Source organism: Bradyrhizobium sp. CCGUVB23, assembly GCF_024199885.1.
Lineage (GTDB): Bacteria > Pseudomonadota > Alphaproteobacteria > Rhizobiales > Xanthobacteraceae > Bradyrhizobium.
This window is the reverse complement of sequence record NZ_JANADQ010000001.1, coordinates 8,851,336-8,869,341: the sequence shown is the minus strand read 5'-3', so window position 1 is coordinate 8,869,341 and position 18,006 is coordinate 8,851,336. Positions and strand designations below refer to the sequence as shown.

13 protein-coding genes and 1 tRNA gene are annotated in these 18,006 nt (G+C 64.8%); 5 read left to right on the top strand and 9 right to left on the bottom strand.

The window, feature by feature from the left end:
* Positions 1 to 132: 132 nt before the first annotated feature.
* From NLN62_RS41495 to NLN62_RS41480, 4 genes are all read right to left on the bottom strand, one after another.
* On the bottom strand, positions 133 to 405 hold the full coding sequence (locus NLN62_RS41495) for a hypothetical protein (protein WP_254112472.1): 273 nt from the start codon (positions 403 to 405) through the stop codon (positions 133 to 135).
* 1,080 nt (positions 406 to 1,485) lie between these two features.
* Positions 1,486 to 1,561, bottom strand: a tRNA-Lys gene (locus NLN62_RS41490).
* A gap of 331 nt (positions 1,562 to 1,892) precedes the next feature.
* Positions 1,893 to 4,556 carry a glycosyltransferase gene (locus tag NLN62_RS41485; RefSeq protein WP_254112471.1) on the bottom strand — a complete coding sequence of 888 codons (2,664 nt, stop codon included), beginning with the start codon at positions 4,554 to 4,556 and terminating at the stop codon, positions 1,893 to 1,895.
* A gap of 230 nt (positions 4,557 to 4,786) precedes the next feature.
* Positions 4,787 to 5,365 carry a hypothetical protein gene (locus tag NLN62_RS41480; RefSeq protein WP_027527963.1) on the bottom strand — a complete coding sequence of 193 codons (579 nt, stop codon included), beginning with the start codon at positions 5,363 to 5,365 and terminating at the stop codon, positions 4,787 to 4,789.
* A gap of 333 nt (positions 5,366 to 5,698) precedes the next feature.
* Here NLN62_RS41480 and NLN62_RS41475 point away from each other — a divergent pair, with 333 nt between their 5' ends.
* Positions 5,699 to 7,258, top strand: coding sequence for a beta-1,6-glucan synthase (locus NLN62_RS41475; RefSeq protein WP_027527964.1), 1,560 nt, complete (start codon positions 5,699 to 5,701; stop codon positions 7,256 to 7,258).
* Here the strand turns inward: NLN62_RS41475 and NLN62_RS41470 are convergent.
* Together NLN62_RS41470 and NLN62_RS41465 are read right to left on the bottom strand one after the other, a co-directional pair.
* Positions 7,218 to 7,598, bottom strand: coding sequence for a hypothetical protein (locus tag NLN62_RS41470; protein WP_254112470.1), 381 nt, complete (start codon positions 7,596 to 7,598; stop codon positions 7,218 to 7,220). The genes NLN62_RS41475 and NLN62_RS41470 overlap by 41 nt on opposite strands.
* Positions 7,599 to 7,695: 97 nt before the next feature.
* Entirely contained in the window at positions 7,696 to 9,108 is a 1,413-nt protein-coding gene (locus tag NLN62_RS41465; protein ID WP_254112469.1) for a hypothetical protein, read from the bottom strand.
* A 184-nt stretch (positions 9,109 to 9,292) separates the two neighbouring features.
* On the opposite strand from NLN62_RS41465, the gene glmU reads away from it, so the two are divergent.
* Complete coding sequence (gene glmU / locus NLN62_RS41460; protein ID WP_027527967.1) at positions 9,293 to 10,648, top strand: bifunctional UDP-N-acetylglucosamine diphosphorylase/glucosamine-1-phosphate N-acetyltransferase GlmU; 1,356 nt, start codon at positions 9,293 to 9,295, stop codon at positions 10,646 to 10,648.
* A gap of 6 nt (positions 10,649 to 10,654) precedes the next feature.
* Here glmU and NLN62_RS41455 read toward each other — a convergent pair whose 3' ends face one another.
* On the bottom strand, positions 10,655 to 10,873 hold the full coding sequence (locus NLN62_RS41455) for a hypothetical protein (RefSeq protein WP_027527968.1): 219 nt from the start codon (positions 10,871 to 10,873) through the stop codon (positions 10,655 to 10,657).
* A 219-nt stretch (positions 10,874 to 11,092) separates the two neighbouring features.
* Between NLN62_RS41455 and glmS the strand changes: the two genes are divergently transcribed.
* From glmS to NLN62_RS41440, 3 genes are all read left to right on the top strand, one after another.
* Entirely contained in the window at positions 11,093 to 12,919 is a 1,827-nt protein-coding gene (gene glmS, locus NLN62_RS41450; protein WP_254112468.1) for a glutamine--fructose-6-phosphate transaminase (isomerizing), read from the top strand.
* 100 nt (positions 12,920 to 13,019) lie between these two features.
* The gene (locus NLN62_RS41445) at positions 13,020 to 13,799 is read left to right on the top strand and encodes a DUF502 domain-containing protein (protein ID WP_027523422.1); all 780 of its coding nucleotides are present in this window, start codon (positions 13,020 to 13,022) and stop codon (positions 13,797 to 13,799) included.
* 113 nt (positions 13,800 to 13,912) lie between these two features.
* The gene (locus tag NLN62_RS41440) at positions 13,913 to 14,767 is read left to right on the top strand and encodes an NAD(P)-dependent oxidoreductase (protein WP_027523421.1); all 855 of its coding nucleotides are present in this window, start codon (positions 13,913 to 13,915) and stop codon (positions 14,765 to 14,767) included.
* A gap of 471 nt (positions 14,768 to 15,238) precedes the next feature.
* Here NLN62_RS41440 and NLN62_RS41435 read toward each other — a convergent pair whose 3' ends face one another.
* Positions 15,239 to 15,586: a hypothetical protein gene (locus NLN62_RS41435; protein ID WP_027523420.1), complete on the bottom strand. Its 348-nt coding sequence runs from the start codon at positions 15,584 to 15,586 to the stop codon at positions 15,239 to 15,241.
* 288 nt (positions 15,587 to 15,874) lie between these two features.
* A complete protein-coding gene (gene recG, locus NLN62_RS41430) occupies positions 15,875 to 17,983 on the bottom strand; it encodes an ATP-dependent DNA helicase RecG (protein WP_254112467.1) in 2,109 nt (702 codons plus the stop codon).
* Between the last annotated feature and the right edge of the window lie 23 nt (positions 17,984 to 18,006).

The window sequence follows — 18,006 nt, the reverse complement described above, 5'->3', positions numbered from 1 at the left end:
GAATCTCGCCTGGATGACTTCAGTGTGGGCGAGTCGTTCGGTGCCGTCTGTTCGGTAGGCAACACTTCGCCCCCGCTGCGAGAGAAGCCCGCGAGCGTGAACCGGCGGTGACGGGAGCCGCTCGCTATTACCCTACGCTTTGGCCTTCTTGCGTCGTGGCCCGGAATCTGGCGGCGGCTTCCGGCTGTTCAAGGCCCGCATGATCCCGATCCGGGCGAACATGGTCGGGCCGCCTTGCTCGGCCACCAGGATCAGCGCCTCCATGGCGGCTTGCCATTCTGGTGCGTCATGCACCTTGGGCGGCAGCGCGGCGATGCACTCGCCAGCATCGCGCAAGGTGACGAGCTCGCGGCCACCAATCTCTATCGGATCGTCGAAAGGCCGCCCCCAGCCTCGGTCGGTCACTCGTCGCGCGGATTATCGCTGCATGCACGCCGCCACATATGGACGTAGCCCGCCCGCGCTTCCGCTCCGTTGATTGTTGAGGCCCATCTTTCGACCTTCATCCTCACAACGCTGGCGCTTGGCGGCAACGGCGGGATTGCTCTGGGTGGCGCATTCGAACCGCATCTTCCCCGGCGGATATTGTGCGCAGTCTTGCGCCAATGCTTGAGATCCGATCGAGCTCAGCAACAGAACCGCCAATGCGATCATGCGAAACATAATTGACCCTCTATGCAAAAAATATCGCCTAATCGAACCGCAACCGGAAAGCGAAAGCAGGTGCGTTCGGTGGTGAGCTTCATGAGCCAGCCCTAGCGCGATTCGGGCTTGGGACGATGCTCCCTGGAGGATGGCCCCGCGCTTACCACTGATCTTTGGGTACTGGTTTTGGCGAATTAGGATTCTCAAGTGTTAATGTTTGGGCCCTGCTAGAAGGCGTAGAATTGCTTTGCCTCCCAGGGCTAACGCCCCTCCAGCCTTGGCTCCGGGAGAGCAGGCGGCCCTACGGAGCTCCCGGCAAAGTGGGGTCGCCGCGGTATAAATGATCGTCCAACGCGCTCACAAGGGAGTGCGTGTCATGCACCTTCAGACATTCAGGGACGACCGCCACTCAAGGCACTTCGACTTGATCGGTGGAAAACGACACCGCTGGTCAATTGACCTGGTCACGGCAACGGCTGCGGGCGTCCTAGTGGCAGGCTTCGCGTGTGCCCTCTTGGCCCTATGGGTTCGCTAGCGGCGCGGCCGAGCACCAACAATGCACCGCTGGACTCTTGACGGCGTGGCGCCGGCCGGAATTGATCCGCGGCCATGGGGCCGGCATCAGCACGTCATCGACGAGCTCGCGCGCATGGAGCGCATCTGCCTGGAGTTGGCGGATGGCAGCAGCATGCCGGAGGAGCGGGCAGGGCTGCTGATCATGGCGAACAACTATCGCGCCGCGATCCTGGACACGCAGTCCGGCAAGTCATTTGCCAACACAGTGCCCACACGAGGTTTTTTCGATCGTTTGGTTTTTCGTCTTAAGTCTTTGATTTTGCTTGGTGAGCGCGCTGGGGCTCGAACCCAGGACCCCGTGATTAAAAGTCACGTGCTCTACCGGCTGAGCTACGCGCTCCCATGGCCGCTTGATGGCTTCGCTGATCGATCGCCATCGCCTTCGGACATTCGAGAAGCATGTCTTGCCACAACGTAACGCGTCGCGGGGAAAACCGGCAGGCTGTTTCCGGATCATGCTTTCGGCCCGCGCTGTGTAGGGGGAGCGGCCGCTGAGGTCAATAGCGGGCGAGGTTGCCGTAGATCGCGGCAAGGGCGGGGATTTCCGCGCCCATTCCGTGGTTTAGCCCGAAAGTTTCAACCTGCCGACGAACGTCATCCACTTCGAAGAGCAGGTGACGTCCAATCCCGGGGCCGTCGACCCTAGTGCTCCGGCCGCCGTCGGGCTCGCGTCAGTTCGCCTCGCGGCGGACCTCGCTTGCGACCGGCTGCGAGGAACCGGCGGGGCTCGGCAGCGCAACCGGGCGCAGCCCGATCAGTTCGGCGGCGCGCACGGCGCCGTCGCGCCAGAACTGGAACGAGTTGATGCGGCTGAGCTCCAGGATGGCGATCGCGACCGCCGCCAGGAACGGCAGGCTTTGCAGCACCAGGACGCCGGCGAAGATATAGATCTCTGTGATCTGCCGGTAGCTGTTGGAGGCGATCAGGACGCCGGCGCCGATCAGCAGCAGTGCACCGATCACGGCTTCCCAGAACGCCTGGAACTCGATCGACATCCGCGACAGGCCTCCCTTGGAGGTGCGGGCGAAGGCGATGTGCTCGGTGATCAACCCTTGCGCGACCGCGCGCGACACCGTCCACTGCACGCTCATCGCCGCGATCATGGCGCCCAGCATCTGGCCGGGCTTGATCGCGACGCGCAGGCGGTACATCGATAGGAAGTGCGCGAGCGAGACCACGAAGGCGGCGATGATCGGCAGCGTCAGGATCCTGTCGGGGATCGCGATGTCGGCGAAGGCGACGATCGGCACCCAGACGAGGTTGAGGAGGGCGACGACGACGCCGAGGCTTTCCGCACCCAGCCAGTTCAGCCAGCCCAGCCCATATTCACGCTTCTGGTCTTGCGTCAGCCGGCTCGCGCCGGGCAGGAAGCGCCGCCAATGCTTCTTCACGATCTGCAAGCCGCCATAGGCCCAGCGGTGTCGCTGTTTCTTGAAGGCCTCATAGGTGTCGGGCAGCAGGCCCTGGCCGTAACGGTGGCGGGTGTAGTGCGTGGTCCAGCCGAGCTCCTGGATCGCAAGGCCGAGGTCACTGTCCTCGCAGATCGTGTCGCTCGACCAGCCGCCGGCCATGTCCATCGCGGCGCGGCGGATCAGGCACATCGTGCCGTGCACGATGACGGCGTTGAACTCGTTGCGCTGGACCATGCCGATGTCGAAGAAGCCGGCATACTCGCCGTTCATGATGTAGTGCATGATCGACAGGTCTTCGTCGCGGTGATCCTGCGGCGCCTGCACGAGGCCGACGCGCGGATCGGAGAACGCCGGCACCAGATCCTTCAGCCAGTCGGGATCGACGACATAGTCGGCATCGAGGATGCCGATGATCTCGGCGTCCGCCGCGGTGCGGTCCATGGCGATACGGAGTGCGCCGGCCTTGAAGCCTTGCACTTTCTCGGCGTTGATGAACTTGAAGCGCTCGCCGAGCGCACGGCAGTGATCCTGGATCGGCTGCCAGAAGGCGGGGTCGGGCGTGTTGTTGATGATGACCACGCATTCGTAGTTCGGATAGTTCAGCCGCGACAGCGCATCGAGCGTCTGCTTGAGCATGTCGACCGGCTCGAAATAAGCGGGGATGTGGATCGACACCTTCGGGCAGTAGTTCTCGGGCACGTCGGCGATCGGCTTGTCCTTGGCAAGCAGCCGCTGCGGCGGCCGGCCGAAGGCGACCGCTGCGATCTCCTCGATGCGCGCCATCGCGATGAGGACAAGGGGAACAAGCAGGATCATGCCGAGCGTCAGCGCGAAGGCCGAGCCGAACAGGAAGTAGTGTCCGTTCCAATAGGCGAACACGATGGCGGCCCAGGCGCCGACGCCGTTGGCGGTGACCGAGAGCAGGAATGCCTGCGGCGCGGTCGGCTGCGACAGGCGCATGATCGGCAGCGACAGGAGAATGCCAACCAGGAGCGCGATCGTCATCAGCTTCCAGTAGTCGGGATTCTCAACCGGGCCGGTCCAGGCGAATTTCGGCTCGCGGCTGGCGTTGAGGATGCCCCAGTAGGGACCGACGCCGCCTTCGAAGAATTTCCAGGGCTGATCGATCGCCTCGACGATGTTGTAATCCATGCCCATGGCTTCGGCGCGGCTGACGAAGTTACGCAGCGTCAGCGCCTGCTGGAACGCACCCGGGTCGGCATTGCGCAAATTGTAGCCCGCGCTCGGCCAGCCGAACTCGGCGATCACGATGCGCTTGCCGGGGAACAGGTTGCGCAACAGGTTGTAGCGATCGACGGCCTGGTCGACCGCCTGGTCCGAGCGGAAGTTTTCCCAATAGGGCAGCACGTGGGCGGCGATGAAATCGACGCTGGAGGCGAGGTCCGGATTGTCGCGCCAGATGTTCCAGATCTCGCCCGTCGTGACGGGAACACGAACCGCGCTCTTGACCTTCTTGATCTTGTCGATGAGGTCCTCGACCTTCTGCTCGCCGCGGAAGACCACCTCGTTGCCGACCACGATGCCGATCACGTTGCTGTTCTTGCGGGCGAGGTCGATGGCGGCCTTGATCTCGCGCTCGTTGCGATCCTCGTCCTTGTCGATCCACGCGCCGACCGTGACCTTGAGGCCGAACTCGGCGGCGATCGGCGGCACCAGTTCGTTACCCTCCGTCGCGGAGTAGGACCTGATGGCGCGCGTGAGGGTGGAGAGCTTTTTCATATCGGCTCGGATCTTCTCCGAGTCGACGGTGGGATCGACGACGTGTCCCGGTTCGAACGGCGTGTACGATAGGCTGGGCAGCAGGCCCTTGAAATCGGGCGCGGGCTCCCTGTCGCGCAAGACTCCCCAGACGCCCGCGTGGAGCACGGACACGAGCAACAGAACGGCGGCGACAACGCGCATCGCGGCTAAACCAAACGGGGCTGAGATGGCAGGGAAGCGGATCCGACCCCGAGATCCGACCGAGTCCGCGGCAAACGGAACATACCTCTGCCACGCCTTTTCACAACTGTCATGACGCCGTGTCGTTTAGCGGCATGGCCTTTTGAGGGCACCGACGATCTGAAAAGCACGAGCAGTGCCAATCGCCGGTATCGCCGATCGTTCCTGAACGGCGGGTGAAGTGATCGCGGCTATTTTGGGGGAGCGGCGGGTGAGGGGCTCGCGGCTGGCGCAGGGCTTGCGGCCGGCTGCGGCGAAGTGCCGGTCGTCGGCGCCGGCGGCTGGGACGCCGCGGCAGCGGCCTGCTGAGGCTGCGCCGCCGGATTGATCCAGCAGGCGTGCACGCGGCTGTCCAGGGTCTCGGCGACCTTCGGATCGATCTGGCCGCCAAAGCGGGTCAGGCAGCGGAATGCCGCCTGGATGTGGCCGCCCGGGCAGCCGAAGCGGTCGTAGAGATCGAGATGGCGGAAGGCGGTATCGAGGTCATCCCGCCACATCAGCCGCACCACGCGGCGGCCGAGCCAGACGCATTCGGGGTTTCCGGCCGGGCCGTTGATGGCCTGCGCCGCCTCGGCGAACTCGTCGGTGCGGCGCTGGTTCTGGTTGGCGTCCTTGGCGGCATCGGCTGGCGTTGTTGCGGCCGCCTTGCCTTGGTCCTGGGGAGCGCCGCTCTGGGCGAGCGCGCTTGAAAGGCCGAGCAGAACGACAAGGGAGGGGACGGCAACATGCCGCAGGACCGCATTCGTTAACTCAAGCACCCGTCGCCGCATAAATTCCCCGATCTCTCTGACGCCCGCGCGAGAACTCCACGGACGCGCGGTGTGATGCCGTCCAAATGGGTCTCCAATGCGGCGGAAAAGTCCCGTTGAATCCCATGACTGGTATTTCGAATTTTGTCCAGCAAAGTCACCATGCTGTGCGGCGGTCGAAGAGCCGCAGGCAAAAGGGGCGGGATGGCAGGTGCAATTGCCGCTTGTCGGTATTGCCCCCTTGGCAGACGGCCTGCAAGCAGGTAATCGACGGACCCTTCGCGGAGGACGGAACCGATTACTCTTCGTACGCCACTGGCGCTCTTGCTCTTATCGTTGGGTGCGATTGCTGCCGTGTGGTGGTGGCTGGCCACGCCGATCACGCTGGCGCGCGCGCCCATCGATCCGAGCTCCAAGCTGCAATGCGTCTCCTACGCGCCGTTCCGCGGCGACCAGACGCCGCTCGACCCCTCGACCCACATCGGGGCCGACCAGCTCGAGCAGGACCTGCGGCAGCTCAAGGAGATCACCGACTGCGTTCGCACCTATTCGATCGAGAACGGGCTCGATCAGGTGCCGGCGATCGCCACCAAGGTCGGCGGGCTGAAGGTGATCCAGGGCATCTGGCTCGGCAGCAACCGCTCCAAGAACTTCTCCCAGGTCGCGACCGCGGTCCGCCTGAGCAAGGAATTCCCCGACACCATCACCTCGCTCGTGGTCGGCAACGAGGTGCTGCTGCGCGGCGAGATGACCACGGCCGATCTCGTGGCCATCATCCGCTCGGTGAAGGCGCAGGTTGCCGTTCCCGTGACCTATGCCGACGTCTGGGAGTATTGGCTGAAGAATCGCGAGGTCTACGACGCCGTCGACTTCGTGACGATCCACATCCTGCCCTATTGGGAGGATTTTCCGGTCCGTGCCAAGTTCGCTGCCGGCCATGTCGAGCAGATCCGTCAGCGCATGGCAGTCGCATTTCCCGGCAAGGAGATCCTGATCGGCGAGACCGGCTGGCCGAGCGAAGGGCGGATGCGCGAAGGCGCGCTGCCCTCGCGCACCAACCAGGCGCGCGTGGTGTCGGAAATCCTGACCCTCGCCAAGGCGCAGGGCTTTCGCGTCAACCTGATCGAGGCCTATGACCAGCCCTGGAAGCGCCAGCTCGAAGGCACCGTCGGTGGCTATTGGGGCTTCATCGATTCCGTCCGCCGCCAGCTCAAATACCCGCCGGGCGAGCCGATCAGCAATTTCCCGTATTGGAAATGGTACATGGGCGGCGGCATGGCCGTCAGCGTGCTGGTGTTCGCAGTCGCAGGCCTGACGCTGCGCCGCCGGCCCTGGACGCCGCGCTTCTCGGCATGGCTCGGCGTCGGCATCTCGGCGACATCAGCCGGCATGCTGTTCGGCATCGCTTTCGACAAGATGTACTACGAGAGCTACGGCTGGGGCGGCTGGCTGCAATGGGGTACGCTGCTTGCTGCCGGCGTGCTGTCGCCGATCTTCTGCGCGCAGGCGCTGGTGTCGGGACGGGGACTGCCGACCTTCCTCGATATCCTCGGTCCCCGCGAGGAGCGCAAATGGTCAAAACTCACTGCGGCGCTTGGGCTAACGCTTGCGGTGACCGCCGTGATTGCAGCCGAGACCGCGCTCGGTTTCGTGTTCGATCCGCGCTACCGCGATTTTCCGTTCGCCTCACTGACCATGGCGGTGGTGCCGTTTGCGCTTCTGATGCTGAACCGCCCGCAGACCGGCATCCGTCCGATCGCGGAGTCGGTCTTTGCCGGCCTCTTGGCGCTGTCGGCGGCCTACGTGCTGATCAACGAGGGTCGCGACAACTGGCAGTCATTGTGGACCTGCGCAATGTACCTGCTGTTCGCGCTCACGCTGTGGCGGGCGCGGGCCGCGCAAAGCCCAGAATAAGCAGCCCGATCGCGATCCCCGACAACACGACGTTGTAGAGCACGATGCCGAGGCCCGCGGCGATCACGCCCAGCGTCAGCAGCACGATCGATGGCCGCATCAGGTTCAGCGTCGCGATCACGAGCGCGACGATGCCGAACACCGAATTCTTGAACAGCACGGTCGCGGTCGCGCGCGCCTTGCAGATCACGGTCTGCAGGCCGGCGTCGCAGGCGAGCGAGACTTGCGAGAACTCGACGGCGAGATAGCGCAGGTAGAGGGCGTAGCCGACGGTGACGAAGCCGACCACGAGCAGGAACTGCACCTGGTAGGGCGTGAGGCGGAACGGTTTCTTCTTCATGGGGCCAATATGGTCGGGAAGGCGGATGCGGGCAACGGGCAAGGCGAAGGCCTTGTGAATTTGCCTCAGAGTCTCACAGTAACGGGCTGAGCTTACTTCAGTTTTTGTTTCGACTGAAGAACGAGGAGATGGTCGAGGCGGCCGTCGTCTCCTGCTTGGGCGGCGCGGGCGCCGGCGGCGGGGGTGGCGGCGGTTCCTCGCGCTTGGTGCGCTTGGAAGAGTAGCTCCGCCGGTGCTGCGGCTTCTCCGGCTTCTCCGGCTTGGCGGTTGCCGGCGGCGTCTCGCCCTGGGGAGAGGCCTGCTGGGGCGCTGCGTCCTGACCGCGCATCGACAGCCGCTGTCCATCGAACACGGTGGTCTCGCAGGCCCGTTCGTTCTCGGTGAGCCCGGCGCAGATCCTGGCAGCGGCGGCCGCATTCACCAGAGGACCGGCGCCGAGGCGGAGCTGCATGCCGGCGCCGGTCTTGCTCTCCTTGATCATGATGATCGGCCGGAGGTTGGCGATCTCCGGGTTGGACTTGATCAGGCCCTGCCACAGCGCGCGCAGGCCACCGATCGAGTTGGCGCTGCCGAGATCCACGGCAAACCGGGTCTGCTGCACCGCTATCGCGGGCGCCGGCGGCTCGCTCTCGGCGGCCTCGGGCTCGGTGCTCGGTGCCGCCGTCGCGACCTCGGTCGGCGATGCTGCGTCGGCCTTTGGCTTGTCGGCCTTGTCCGTTCTGTCGGCCTTGTCGGGCTTGTCAGCCTTCTCCGATTTGTCTGCCGTTTCCGGCTGGACCAGCTTGGATGCGGCGGGATCGGGCGGCGCCATCAGCGATTTGGACGCAACCAGCGGCATGGTCGGCAGCCCGGCAGGCGGTGTTGCGGATTGCGGAACGAGCGAGGCCGAAGCCGCGGTCTGCGGCGTCGGAGCAGCCTGCTGCTTCGCCTGTTCCTTGACCTGATCCTTGCTCTGTTCCTTGGCCGGCTCTTTGGCGGCGTCCGCCCGCGGCTTTTCGCTTGATGCAGGCGTCGAGGCGACCGGCGCGACGTTTGGCGCGGCGAGTGACGGCGAGGGGGTCGGCTGCGCGGTGGCCGCTTGAGTCTCCTGCGCCTTCGCTGCTGGCGTCTGAGGCGCTGCATTCTGCTTTGCGATTGCGCCGGTGACGGAATCGAACCCTTGCTCCAAAACCGTGACGCGCGAATAGAGCCGGTCGCGATCGGTGTTGAGCGTCTCGATCGCGGACGCCAGCCTGCGGGCTTCGCTCTGGCTCTCCCTTGTCAGCATCTGGAGCCGATCGGCCTGGCGCGTGAAATCGGCGGCTGCGACCTGGTCGCGCCGCCAGCCGAGCTGCGCCTGATTGGCCATCACTGCGATCACCACGGCGCCGACGGCCCCGACGCCCCACGAGCCGAGGCGCCACATCATGCGGCGATCGAACTCGTTCTCCTCAGCCAGGAGTCCGGCGAGAAGACCACCGGATTCCCTGGTCTCGAAGACGCCGGCCAGTGGGTCGGAATCCTTTGCCATGATTGTTAAGTGCCCAGCCCTGTCGAGCTTCCCCGAATCAATCAGGGAACATTAACAGGAAAAGCGGGATGCACTTGAATTCCGGGCATTTGCGGGGGTAGCAAAACGCCTCTATGACGACGCGTAATGCAGTTCGCGCCGATCGGAAGCGATTCGGCCGACACTGGAATCACTGGGGATCTCGATGACCGCCCGCTCCAGCCTCACGATCGTACTCGCCGCCGGCGAAGGCACGCGCATGCGATCGAGCCTGCCAAAAGTGCTGCATCCGGTGGCGGGGCAGTCGCTGCTCGCCCATGTGCTCGCGGCAGCGCCGAAGGGAACCGACACGTCGCTTGCGGTGGTGATCGGGCCCGACCATGCCGCCGTTGCGGACGAAGCGCGGCGCATCCGGCCGGACGCGCTCACCTTCGTGCAGGCCGAGCGGCTCGGCACCGCGCATGCGGTGCTGGCGGCGCGCGAGGCGATCGCGCGCGGTGCAGACGATCTGTTGATCGCATTCGGCGACACGCCGCTGATCTCGGCCGAAACGTTCGAGCGGCTGCGCGCGCCGCTCGCGAGCGGCGCGGCGCTTGCCGCGCTCGGCTTTCGTGCCGCCGATCCGACGGGCTACGGCCGGTTCATCGTCGAAGGCGACCGCCTGGTTGCGATCCGCGAGCAGGCGGATGCGAGCGCTGAAGAGCGCAAGATCACTCTGTGCAATGCCGGCGTGATGGCGCTCGACGGGCGCCGCGCGCTGGCGATCCTCGACAAGATCGGCAGTGCCAACTCCAAGGGCGAATATTATCTGACGGATGCGGTCGGCATTATCAGCGACAAGGGATGGGAGGCCGTGGTGATCGAGACCGGCGAGGACGAGGTGCGCGGCATCAACACCAAGGCGCAGCTTGCGGAAGCGGAGAGCGTAATGCAGGCGCGACTGCGACGAGCGGCGATGGACGCCGGCGTCACGCTGATTGCGCCGGAAACCGTCTATCTCGCCGCCGACACGACGTTCGGCAAGGACGTGACGATCGAGCCCTTCGTGGTGATCGGTCCCGGCGTGTCGATCGCCGATGGCGCGGTGATCCACTCCTTCTCGCACATCGTCGAGACGTCGCTCGGCAAGAACGTCTCCATCGGTCCCTATGCGCGCCTGCGGCCCGGCACCTCGCTCGGCGACGGCGCCCGCATCGGCAATTTCGTGGAGACGAAGGCCGCAACGCTGGAAGCCGGCGTCAAGGTCAACCATCTCTCCTACATCGGGGACGCGACCGTCGGCGCCAATTCCAACATCGGCGCCGGCACCATCACCTGCAACTACGACGGCTTCAAGAAGCACAAGACGCTGATCGGGAAGGGCGCCTTCGTCGGCACCAACTCCTCGCTGGTCGCCCCCGTCAAAATCGGCAACGGCGCCTATATCGGCTCGGGCTCTGTCATTACCAAGGACGTGCCTGACGATGCGATGGCGCTGGAACGCAATCAGCAGACCATTCGCGAAGGCGGCGCCGCGCGCTATCGCGAGATGAAGACCGGCGCGAAGAAACCTGAAAGCTGAGCTTCGCTATTCGTCCTCGGCGAATTCCGAGAAGATTGCGCGGGTCAGGCGCCAGCCGCGCGGCTTGGCGCGCTTCACGGGTTCGCCAGCCTGGTGCTTGACGAAGACGGGCTTGCTTTCCTTGCCGCGTTGCGGCGGCGGCCAGTGCGCCAGATGCGTGCCGGCGGTCTCGCTCGCGCGCAAGTAATTGGACGACAGACCCTTGCGGTCGGATGAGCCTCTCATGACCGTATCTCCTGCGCGGGAATCGTTGGCCAAACTTGTTGACAGCAAGTTAATGTGCAGGGTTAAAGGCCAGCCAATTCGCCGCACATTAGGGCTACCGCCATTTGGTGCTGTCGCAATCCGCAATAATTATTGAGTTTCTGGTTCCTTCCGAGTTTCGATAAAAACCGATCGCGTCGTTTTGGCCATTTTTCGACGATTTGGGGGATATTGATCCGCATGTGCGGGATTGTCGGCATTCTCGGGCGCGAACCGGTTGCAGAGCAATTGGTGGATTCGCTCAAGCGGCTCGAATATCGCGGCTACGACTCCGCGGGTGTTGCCACGCTCGAAGGCGATCACCTGGAGCGCCGCCGCGCCGAAGGCAAGCTGAAGAACCTCGAGGCGCGGCTGCGTGACAAGCCGCTGAAGGGGACAAGCGGCATCGGCCACACCCGTTGGGCTACCCACGGCAAGCCGACCGAGCACAATGCCCATCCGCACGCCACTGAGCGCCTCGCGGTGGTCCATAACGGCATCATCGAGAATTTCCGCGAGTTGCGCGAGGAGCTCGAAGCGAAGGGGACGGTGTTCCGCACCGAGACCGACACCGAGATCGTTCTGCATCTGGTCGACGATCTGCTCACGCGGGGTAACAAGCCGGTCGAGGCGGTAAAGCTCGCCTTGAGCCGGCTGCGCGGCGCGTTCGCGCTCGGCTTCATCTTCGCGGGCGAGGGCGACCTGATGATCGGCGCCCGCAACGGTCCGCCGCTCGCGATCGGCTACGGCGACGGCGAGATGTTCCTCGGCTCGGACGCGATCGCGCTCGGTCCGTTCACTGACACGATCAGCTATCTCGAGGACGGCGACTGGGTCGTGCTGACCCGCAACAGCGTTGCCATCTTCGACAAGGACGGCCGCGCCGTCCAGCGCGACAAGATCAAGCATGCGGCCTCAAGCTCGCTGGTCGACAAAGCCAACTACCGCCACTTCATGGCGAAGGAAATCCACGAGCAGCCCGAGGTCGTCGGCCACACGCTGGCCCGCTATGTCGACATGGCATCCGAGCGCGTGTCGCTGCCGGTGAAGCTGCCGTTCGACTTCCGCGACATCCAGCGCGTCACGATCACGGCCTGCGGCACGGCGAGCTACGCCGGCTATGTCGCAAAATACTGGTTCGAGCGCATCGCGCGCCTGCCGGTCGAGGTCGACGTCGCCTCCGAGTTCCGCTACCGCGAGTCTCCCTTGCGCAAGGGCGATCTGGCGATCTTCATTTCGCAGTCGGGCGAGACCGCCGATACGCTCGCGGCGCTCCGCTACGCCAAGGCCGAAGGCGTGCACACGCTCGCCGTCGTCAACGTGCCGACCTCGACGATCGCGCGCGAGAGCGAGACGGTGCTCCAGACGCTCGCCGGTCCCGAGATCGGCGTCGCGTCCACAAAAGCCTTCACCTGCCAGCTCATGGTGCTTGCCTCGCTCGCGGTCGCGGCCGGCAAGGCGCGCGGCGAATTGTCCGAGGATGACGAGACCAAGCTCGTGCACGGCCTGGTCGAGATCCCGCGCCTGATGGCGGACGCGCTCACGACCGAAGTGCAGATCGAGAAGCTTGCACACAGGATCGCCAAGTCGCGCGACGTGCTCTATCTCGGCCGGGGCACCAGCTTCCCGCTCGCGCTCGAAGGCGCCCTGAAGCTGAAGGAGATCTCCTACATCCATGCCGAGGGCTACGCCGCCGGCGAGCTCAAGCACGGACCGATCGCGCTGATCGACGAGACCATGCCGGTCGTGGTGATTGCGCCCTACGATCGCGTGTTCGAGAAGACCGTCTCCAACATGCAGGAAGTCGCCGCCCGCGGCGGCAACATCATCCTGATGACGGATGCCAAGGGCGCTGCGGAGGCGACGGTCGATTCGCTCGTCACCATCGTCATGCCCGACATGGCGGCTGCCTTCACGCCGATGGTCTATGCCGTTCCCGTGCAGCTCTTGGCCTACCACACGGCGGTGGTGATGGGCACCGACGTCGATCAGCCGCGCAACCTCGCGAAATCGGTGACCGTCGAATAGGCAGGGTGAGCGCAGAAGGAGAGCAGGCGCGGTCGCCTTGCACCTTCAAAAATCTGCTAGAAGACCCTAGCTAGAGTGCTGCGACCGACTTGGAACCCGAATGACCGCCCGCGACGACGCGTCCCCGCCTGTGCCTGCCGAAGACCTGCCGCCGGAGCCGCATACCGGCCTGATGGGCCGATTCCGCAACTATTTCCTCACCGGGCTCGTCGTTACGGGACCGATCGCGATCACCCTCTATCTGGTCTGGTGGTTCGTCACCTGGGTCGATGGCGTGGTGCGACCGTTCGTGCCGCTGGCCTATCGGCCGGAAACCTATCTGCCGTACGGCGTTCCCGGCTGGGGACTGATTGTCGCATTTTTCACGCTGACGCTGGTCGGCTTCCTCGCGGCCAATTTGATCGGCCGGACCCTGGTCGATGTCGGCGAGACTTTCCTCGGCCGCATCCCGGCCGTGCGCGCCATCTACCGCGGCCTGAAACAGGTGTTCGAGACGCTGTTCTCGGGCAAGGGGTCGAGCTTCCGGAAAGTGGGTCTCGTCGAGTTTCCCTCGCCGGGCATGTGGTCGATCGTGCTGATCTCGCAATCGCCGAGCGAGGACATCGCCCGCAGCCTGCCGGGACAGGAGGAGCATGTCTCGGTGTTCCTGCCGTGCTCGCCCAACCCGACCACCGGCTTCTTCTTCTATGTGCCCAAGAGCAAGATCATCGAGGTTGAGCTGAGCGCGGAAGACGCCGCGACGCTGATCATGTCGGCGGGCGTGGTGCAGCCGGGATCGAGCCCCGATCCGAAGAAGGTCGCAGCCCTTGCGGGCGTGGCGAACGCCGCCCGCATTGCCAATGCCGCCGCCGTGCGCCCCGAGCCCGTCAAGGTGGAGTGAGCGTCAGTCATTCCCCCGCGGGATGGCCGGCATTCGCTTTGCGGTTCCCTCACTCTGCTATCATTCGAGGTGACGAAGCGCAGATCGCCTTCGCATTCGAACTGGAGTGAGCCATGTCCCCAACCATCGCGATCCTCGCACCCGGCGCCATGGGCAGCGCGGTTGCCCGCTGCCTGAGCGAGAACGGCGCGCGCGTGCTGACCTCGCTGAAGGGGCGTAGCGAGCAAACCGCAAAGCGCGCCGCGGAGGCGGGCATGATCGCCGCGGAGGATGCCGATATCGCGGGCTGCGACATCATCCTGTCGATCGTGCCGCCGGGCGAGGCCTTGGCGCTCGCCGAGCGGCTGGCCGCAGTGATCGTGAGGCGGGAGAAGAAGCCGCTGGTCGTCGACTGCAACGCCGTCAACGTCGATACCGTGCTGGGAATCGAGGAGATCATCGGCTCGGCGCAGGCACCGTTCGTCGATGCCGGCATCATCGGCTTCCCGCCGCAGCCCGGCAGCAAGGGGCCGGCGTTCTACGTGTCCGGCGAGCACGCAAGGGACCTCGCGGTGTTAAAACAGCTCGGGCTCGACCTGCGGATCGTCGAAGGCCCGGTCGGCGCAGCCTCCGCGCTGAAGATGTCCTATGCTGGCATCGTCAAGGGTCTCGCCGGCATCGGCTCGGCCATGGTGCTCGCGGCCACCAAGGCCGGCGCAGCCGATGCGCTCCGCGACGAGCTCGCGCTCAGCCAGCCCGCGATCTTGGCGCGGCTGTCCACCGCACTGCCGGACATGATCCCGAAGGCTTATCGCTGGGTCGCTGAGATGCGGGAGATCGCTGGGTTCCTCGGGCCGGACCATCCAGCCAGCCAGATCTACGAGGGTTTTGCGCGCTGGTTCGAGCATCTCGCCGAGGATGCCAAGGGCGAGGGGGCAGATGCCGCGCTGCTGAAAGCGTTCGCGGCGAGGACCGTCAAGGCCGTCTAGTGCGAGCCCACTGGTCCGATTGCACCCGGTATGCCGCGCGAGGACTTGCGCTGGCTCATGGGCCGGCGTCAGTCAGTCCAACCGCGCCAGTGGGTCGGCTGAATGTCGGCGTGCGCTTTGCCCCGACCGTCAACCCAATTGGACCCATCCTTGTGACAGGGAAAAGGAAGCGCATGGACGATGCCGTCAAAGTCCAGCGCGCAGATTTCGAGATCTCGGTCTGATGGAGCTGTCGAAGTGGGCTGCCATTCGGCGGAGATGAGTTGCATGATCTAACCTCCCGCAGTGATACAGGGATGGCTCCTGCGATGCCCAACGATAGCACAAGCGGTCCATCCTTGAATGTGAACCAGTTCGCAACGAAGCAGCTAAACCGCACCCTTTCATTTGGCGGCGCCCGTTGCGTTGTCCTTGCTTCGCAGCGCCCGCGGTATTGCCAGGCAGACATCAACGACCAGATCAGCCAGTCAATCAAGTCATGGTCCCTGGCATAAAGCACCGGATCGATACATCCGGATAGAAATCGTTGTAGACCGGCCAGACCACGGTGCGACCGATCTTGTTCGGTGCGGTGATGATGGCATCGTTCGGCACATCGACCCAGATCATAACCTTCGAGCCGGCGTTTTCCGGCAGCCGTACGCGGTAGTGGCCGTCCTTTGTTTCCCAGTCAACGTCTTCGACGGCGAGGCCGTCGGCGTACGAACAGCACAGACCCCTTCCGCTCGCCAAACTCTCAAACCACTCATGAAGCGCGGAGTCCTTGTAGCGTCCGTCGAGATCGCGCGCCGACGCCGGCAACATCACCATCGCGATCATCGCGCTGACAGCGCTTCGTGCGAGGCCGCACTCGAATGATCTTCTGCAACGCCGCCCCATGATACCTCCGGGTGAACGATCACCGTCTTGAAGTTTGTCCTTACCGGCCGCCAGTAGTTCACGAATTGAAAGTGAGGCCGAATGTCGCGAAACGCTGCCTGCGCTGAGATTTTCAACTCGCCATGCGCGAGCTTGACCTGCGCGTCTATCAAAGATGCATCTCGCAAAGAGAAGTCGCTTCGGTGATGGATTGCCGCGTCAAGCCTGGCAATGACGGGCCCCGTAGCGTCAGCCCGCACCGATCAGCGGGATCGCTTCGTCGCGCTCGTAGAGATAAAGCAGACAACGCAGCGCTTCACCGCGGTCACCTTGCAGCTTCGGATCGTCCTTCATGATGCGCAGCGCCTCGTCGCGCGCTTGCGTGATGAGCTGGCTGTGGACCTCGGAGCGCGCGATCCGGTAGCCGGGGAGGCCGCTCTGGCGCACACCCAGCACGTCGCCTTCGCCGCGCAGCTTCAAATCCTCCTCGGCGATCCGAAAGCCGTCAGTGGTCTCGCGGATCACCTTGAGCCGCGCTTTCGACATCTCGCCGAGCGGCTCGCTATAGAGCAGGAGGCAGGTGGAGGCTTCCGAGCCGCGTCCGATGCGGCCGCGCAACTGGTGCAGTTGCGCCAGGCCAAAGCGCTCCGCGTTCTCGATCACCATGATGGTGGCGGCCGGCACATCGACGCCGACCTCGACGACCGTGGTGGCGACCAGAAGTCCGATCTCGTGAGCGGCGAACTGCGCCATCACGCGGTCCTTCTCCGTGCCCTTCATCTGGCCGTGAACCAGGCCGACGCGATCGCCAAAACGCTTTTGCAGGCTCTCGAAGCGCTTCGTCGCATTGGTCAGATGCTCGGTGCCCTCGGCCTCGGATTCCTCGACCAGCGGACAGATCCAGTAGACCAGCTTGCCGGATTGCAGCGCGCGGGCGACGCCGTCCATGACCTCGGAAAGCCGGCTCATCGGCACCGCACGGGTGTCGATCGGCTGCCGGCCCGCCGGCTTTTCCCGCAGCTCGCTGACGTCCATGTCGCCGAAATAGGTCAGGACCAACGTGCGAGGGATGGGCGTGGCACTCAGCACCAGGACATCGACCGCTTCGCCTTTCGAGGTCAGTGCCAACCGCTCGCGCACGCCGAAGCGATGCTGCTCGTCGACCACCGCAAGAGCGAGACCCCTGAAGATCACGTCGTCCTGGATCAGCGCGTGGGTTCCGACCAGAAGATCGATCTCGCCATCGGCAAGCCGCGCAAGGATGTCGCGCCGCTCCTTGCCTTTCTCCCGCCCGGTGAGGATCGCAACCCGCAGGCCGGCGCGCTCGGCAAGCGGGGCGATGGTCTTGATGTGCTGGCGCGCCAGAATTTCGGTCGGCGCCATCAGCGCGGCCTGCTTGCCGACTTCCGCGACGGCGGCGGCAGCCAGCAGCGCCACCACTGTCTTGCCGGAGCCGACGTCGCCCTGAAGCAGGCGCAGCATGCGCACGGGCTGCTTCAAATCATCGGCGATCGCGGCCGCCGCGTTGCGCTGCGACGGCGTCAGCGCGTAGGGAAGGGCGTCGATGATGTTGTTGCGCAAATGGCCGTCGCCGGCGTTGCGCACGCCGGCCGGCCTGCGCAGCTGCGCACGGATCAGCGCCAGCGCGAGCTGGCCGGCGAGCAGCTCGTCGAAGGCAAGGCGCGACCAGAACGGCTGGTCCGGCAGCACGTCCGTCAGCTCGACCGGCTGGTGCACACGCGTGAGCGCTTCCGCGATGGGCGGGAAGTGGCAGCGGCGGATGACCTCGGGGCTGATCCATTCCGGCAAGGCCGGCAGCTTTTGCAGCGCCTGCGCGATCGCGCGCCGCAGTGAGCCAAGCGCCAGACCTTCGGTGAGCGGATAAACGGGATCGATGCCGGAGAGCTTTGCGATGGCCTCCTCGTCCAGCACGCGGTCGGGATGCACGATCTGCGGAATGCCGTCGTACATCTGGAGCGTGCCGGAGACGTAGCGCTTCTCGCCGACCGGGAGCAGCTTTTCGACATAGCCGGGCTTTGCTCGAAAGAACGTCAGCACGACGTCACCGGTGTCGTCGCTGGCGTAGACGAGATAGGGCGCGCGCGCATTGCGCGGGGGCGGCGGGCGGTGGCGATCGATCGTCACCTCCAGCGTTACCACGGTGCCGGGAACGGCATCGCTGATCTTCGGCCGCGCCCGGCGGTCGATCACGTTGCTCGGCAGGTGCAGCAGGAGATCGACCAGCCGCGGCGTCTCATCGCGGCTGAGCAGGTAGCGCAACAGCTTGTCCTGCTTCGGCCCGACGCCGGGCAGGCTGGTCACGGGAGCAAACAGCGGATTGAGCAGGCTGGGGCGCATGAGGCGAATCTAGGATCGTTCGT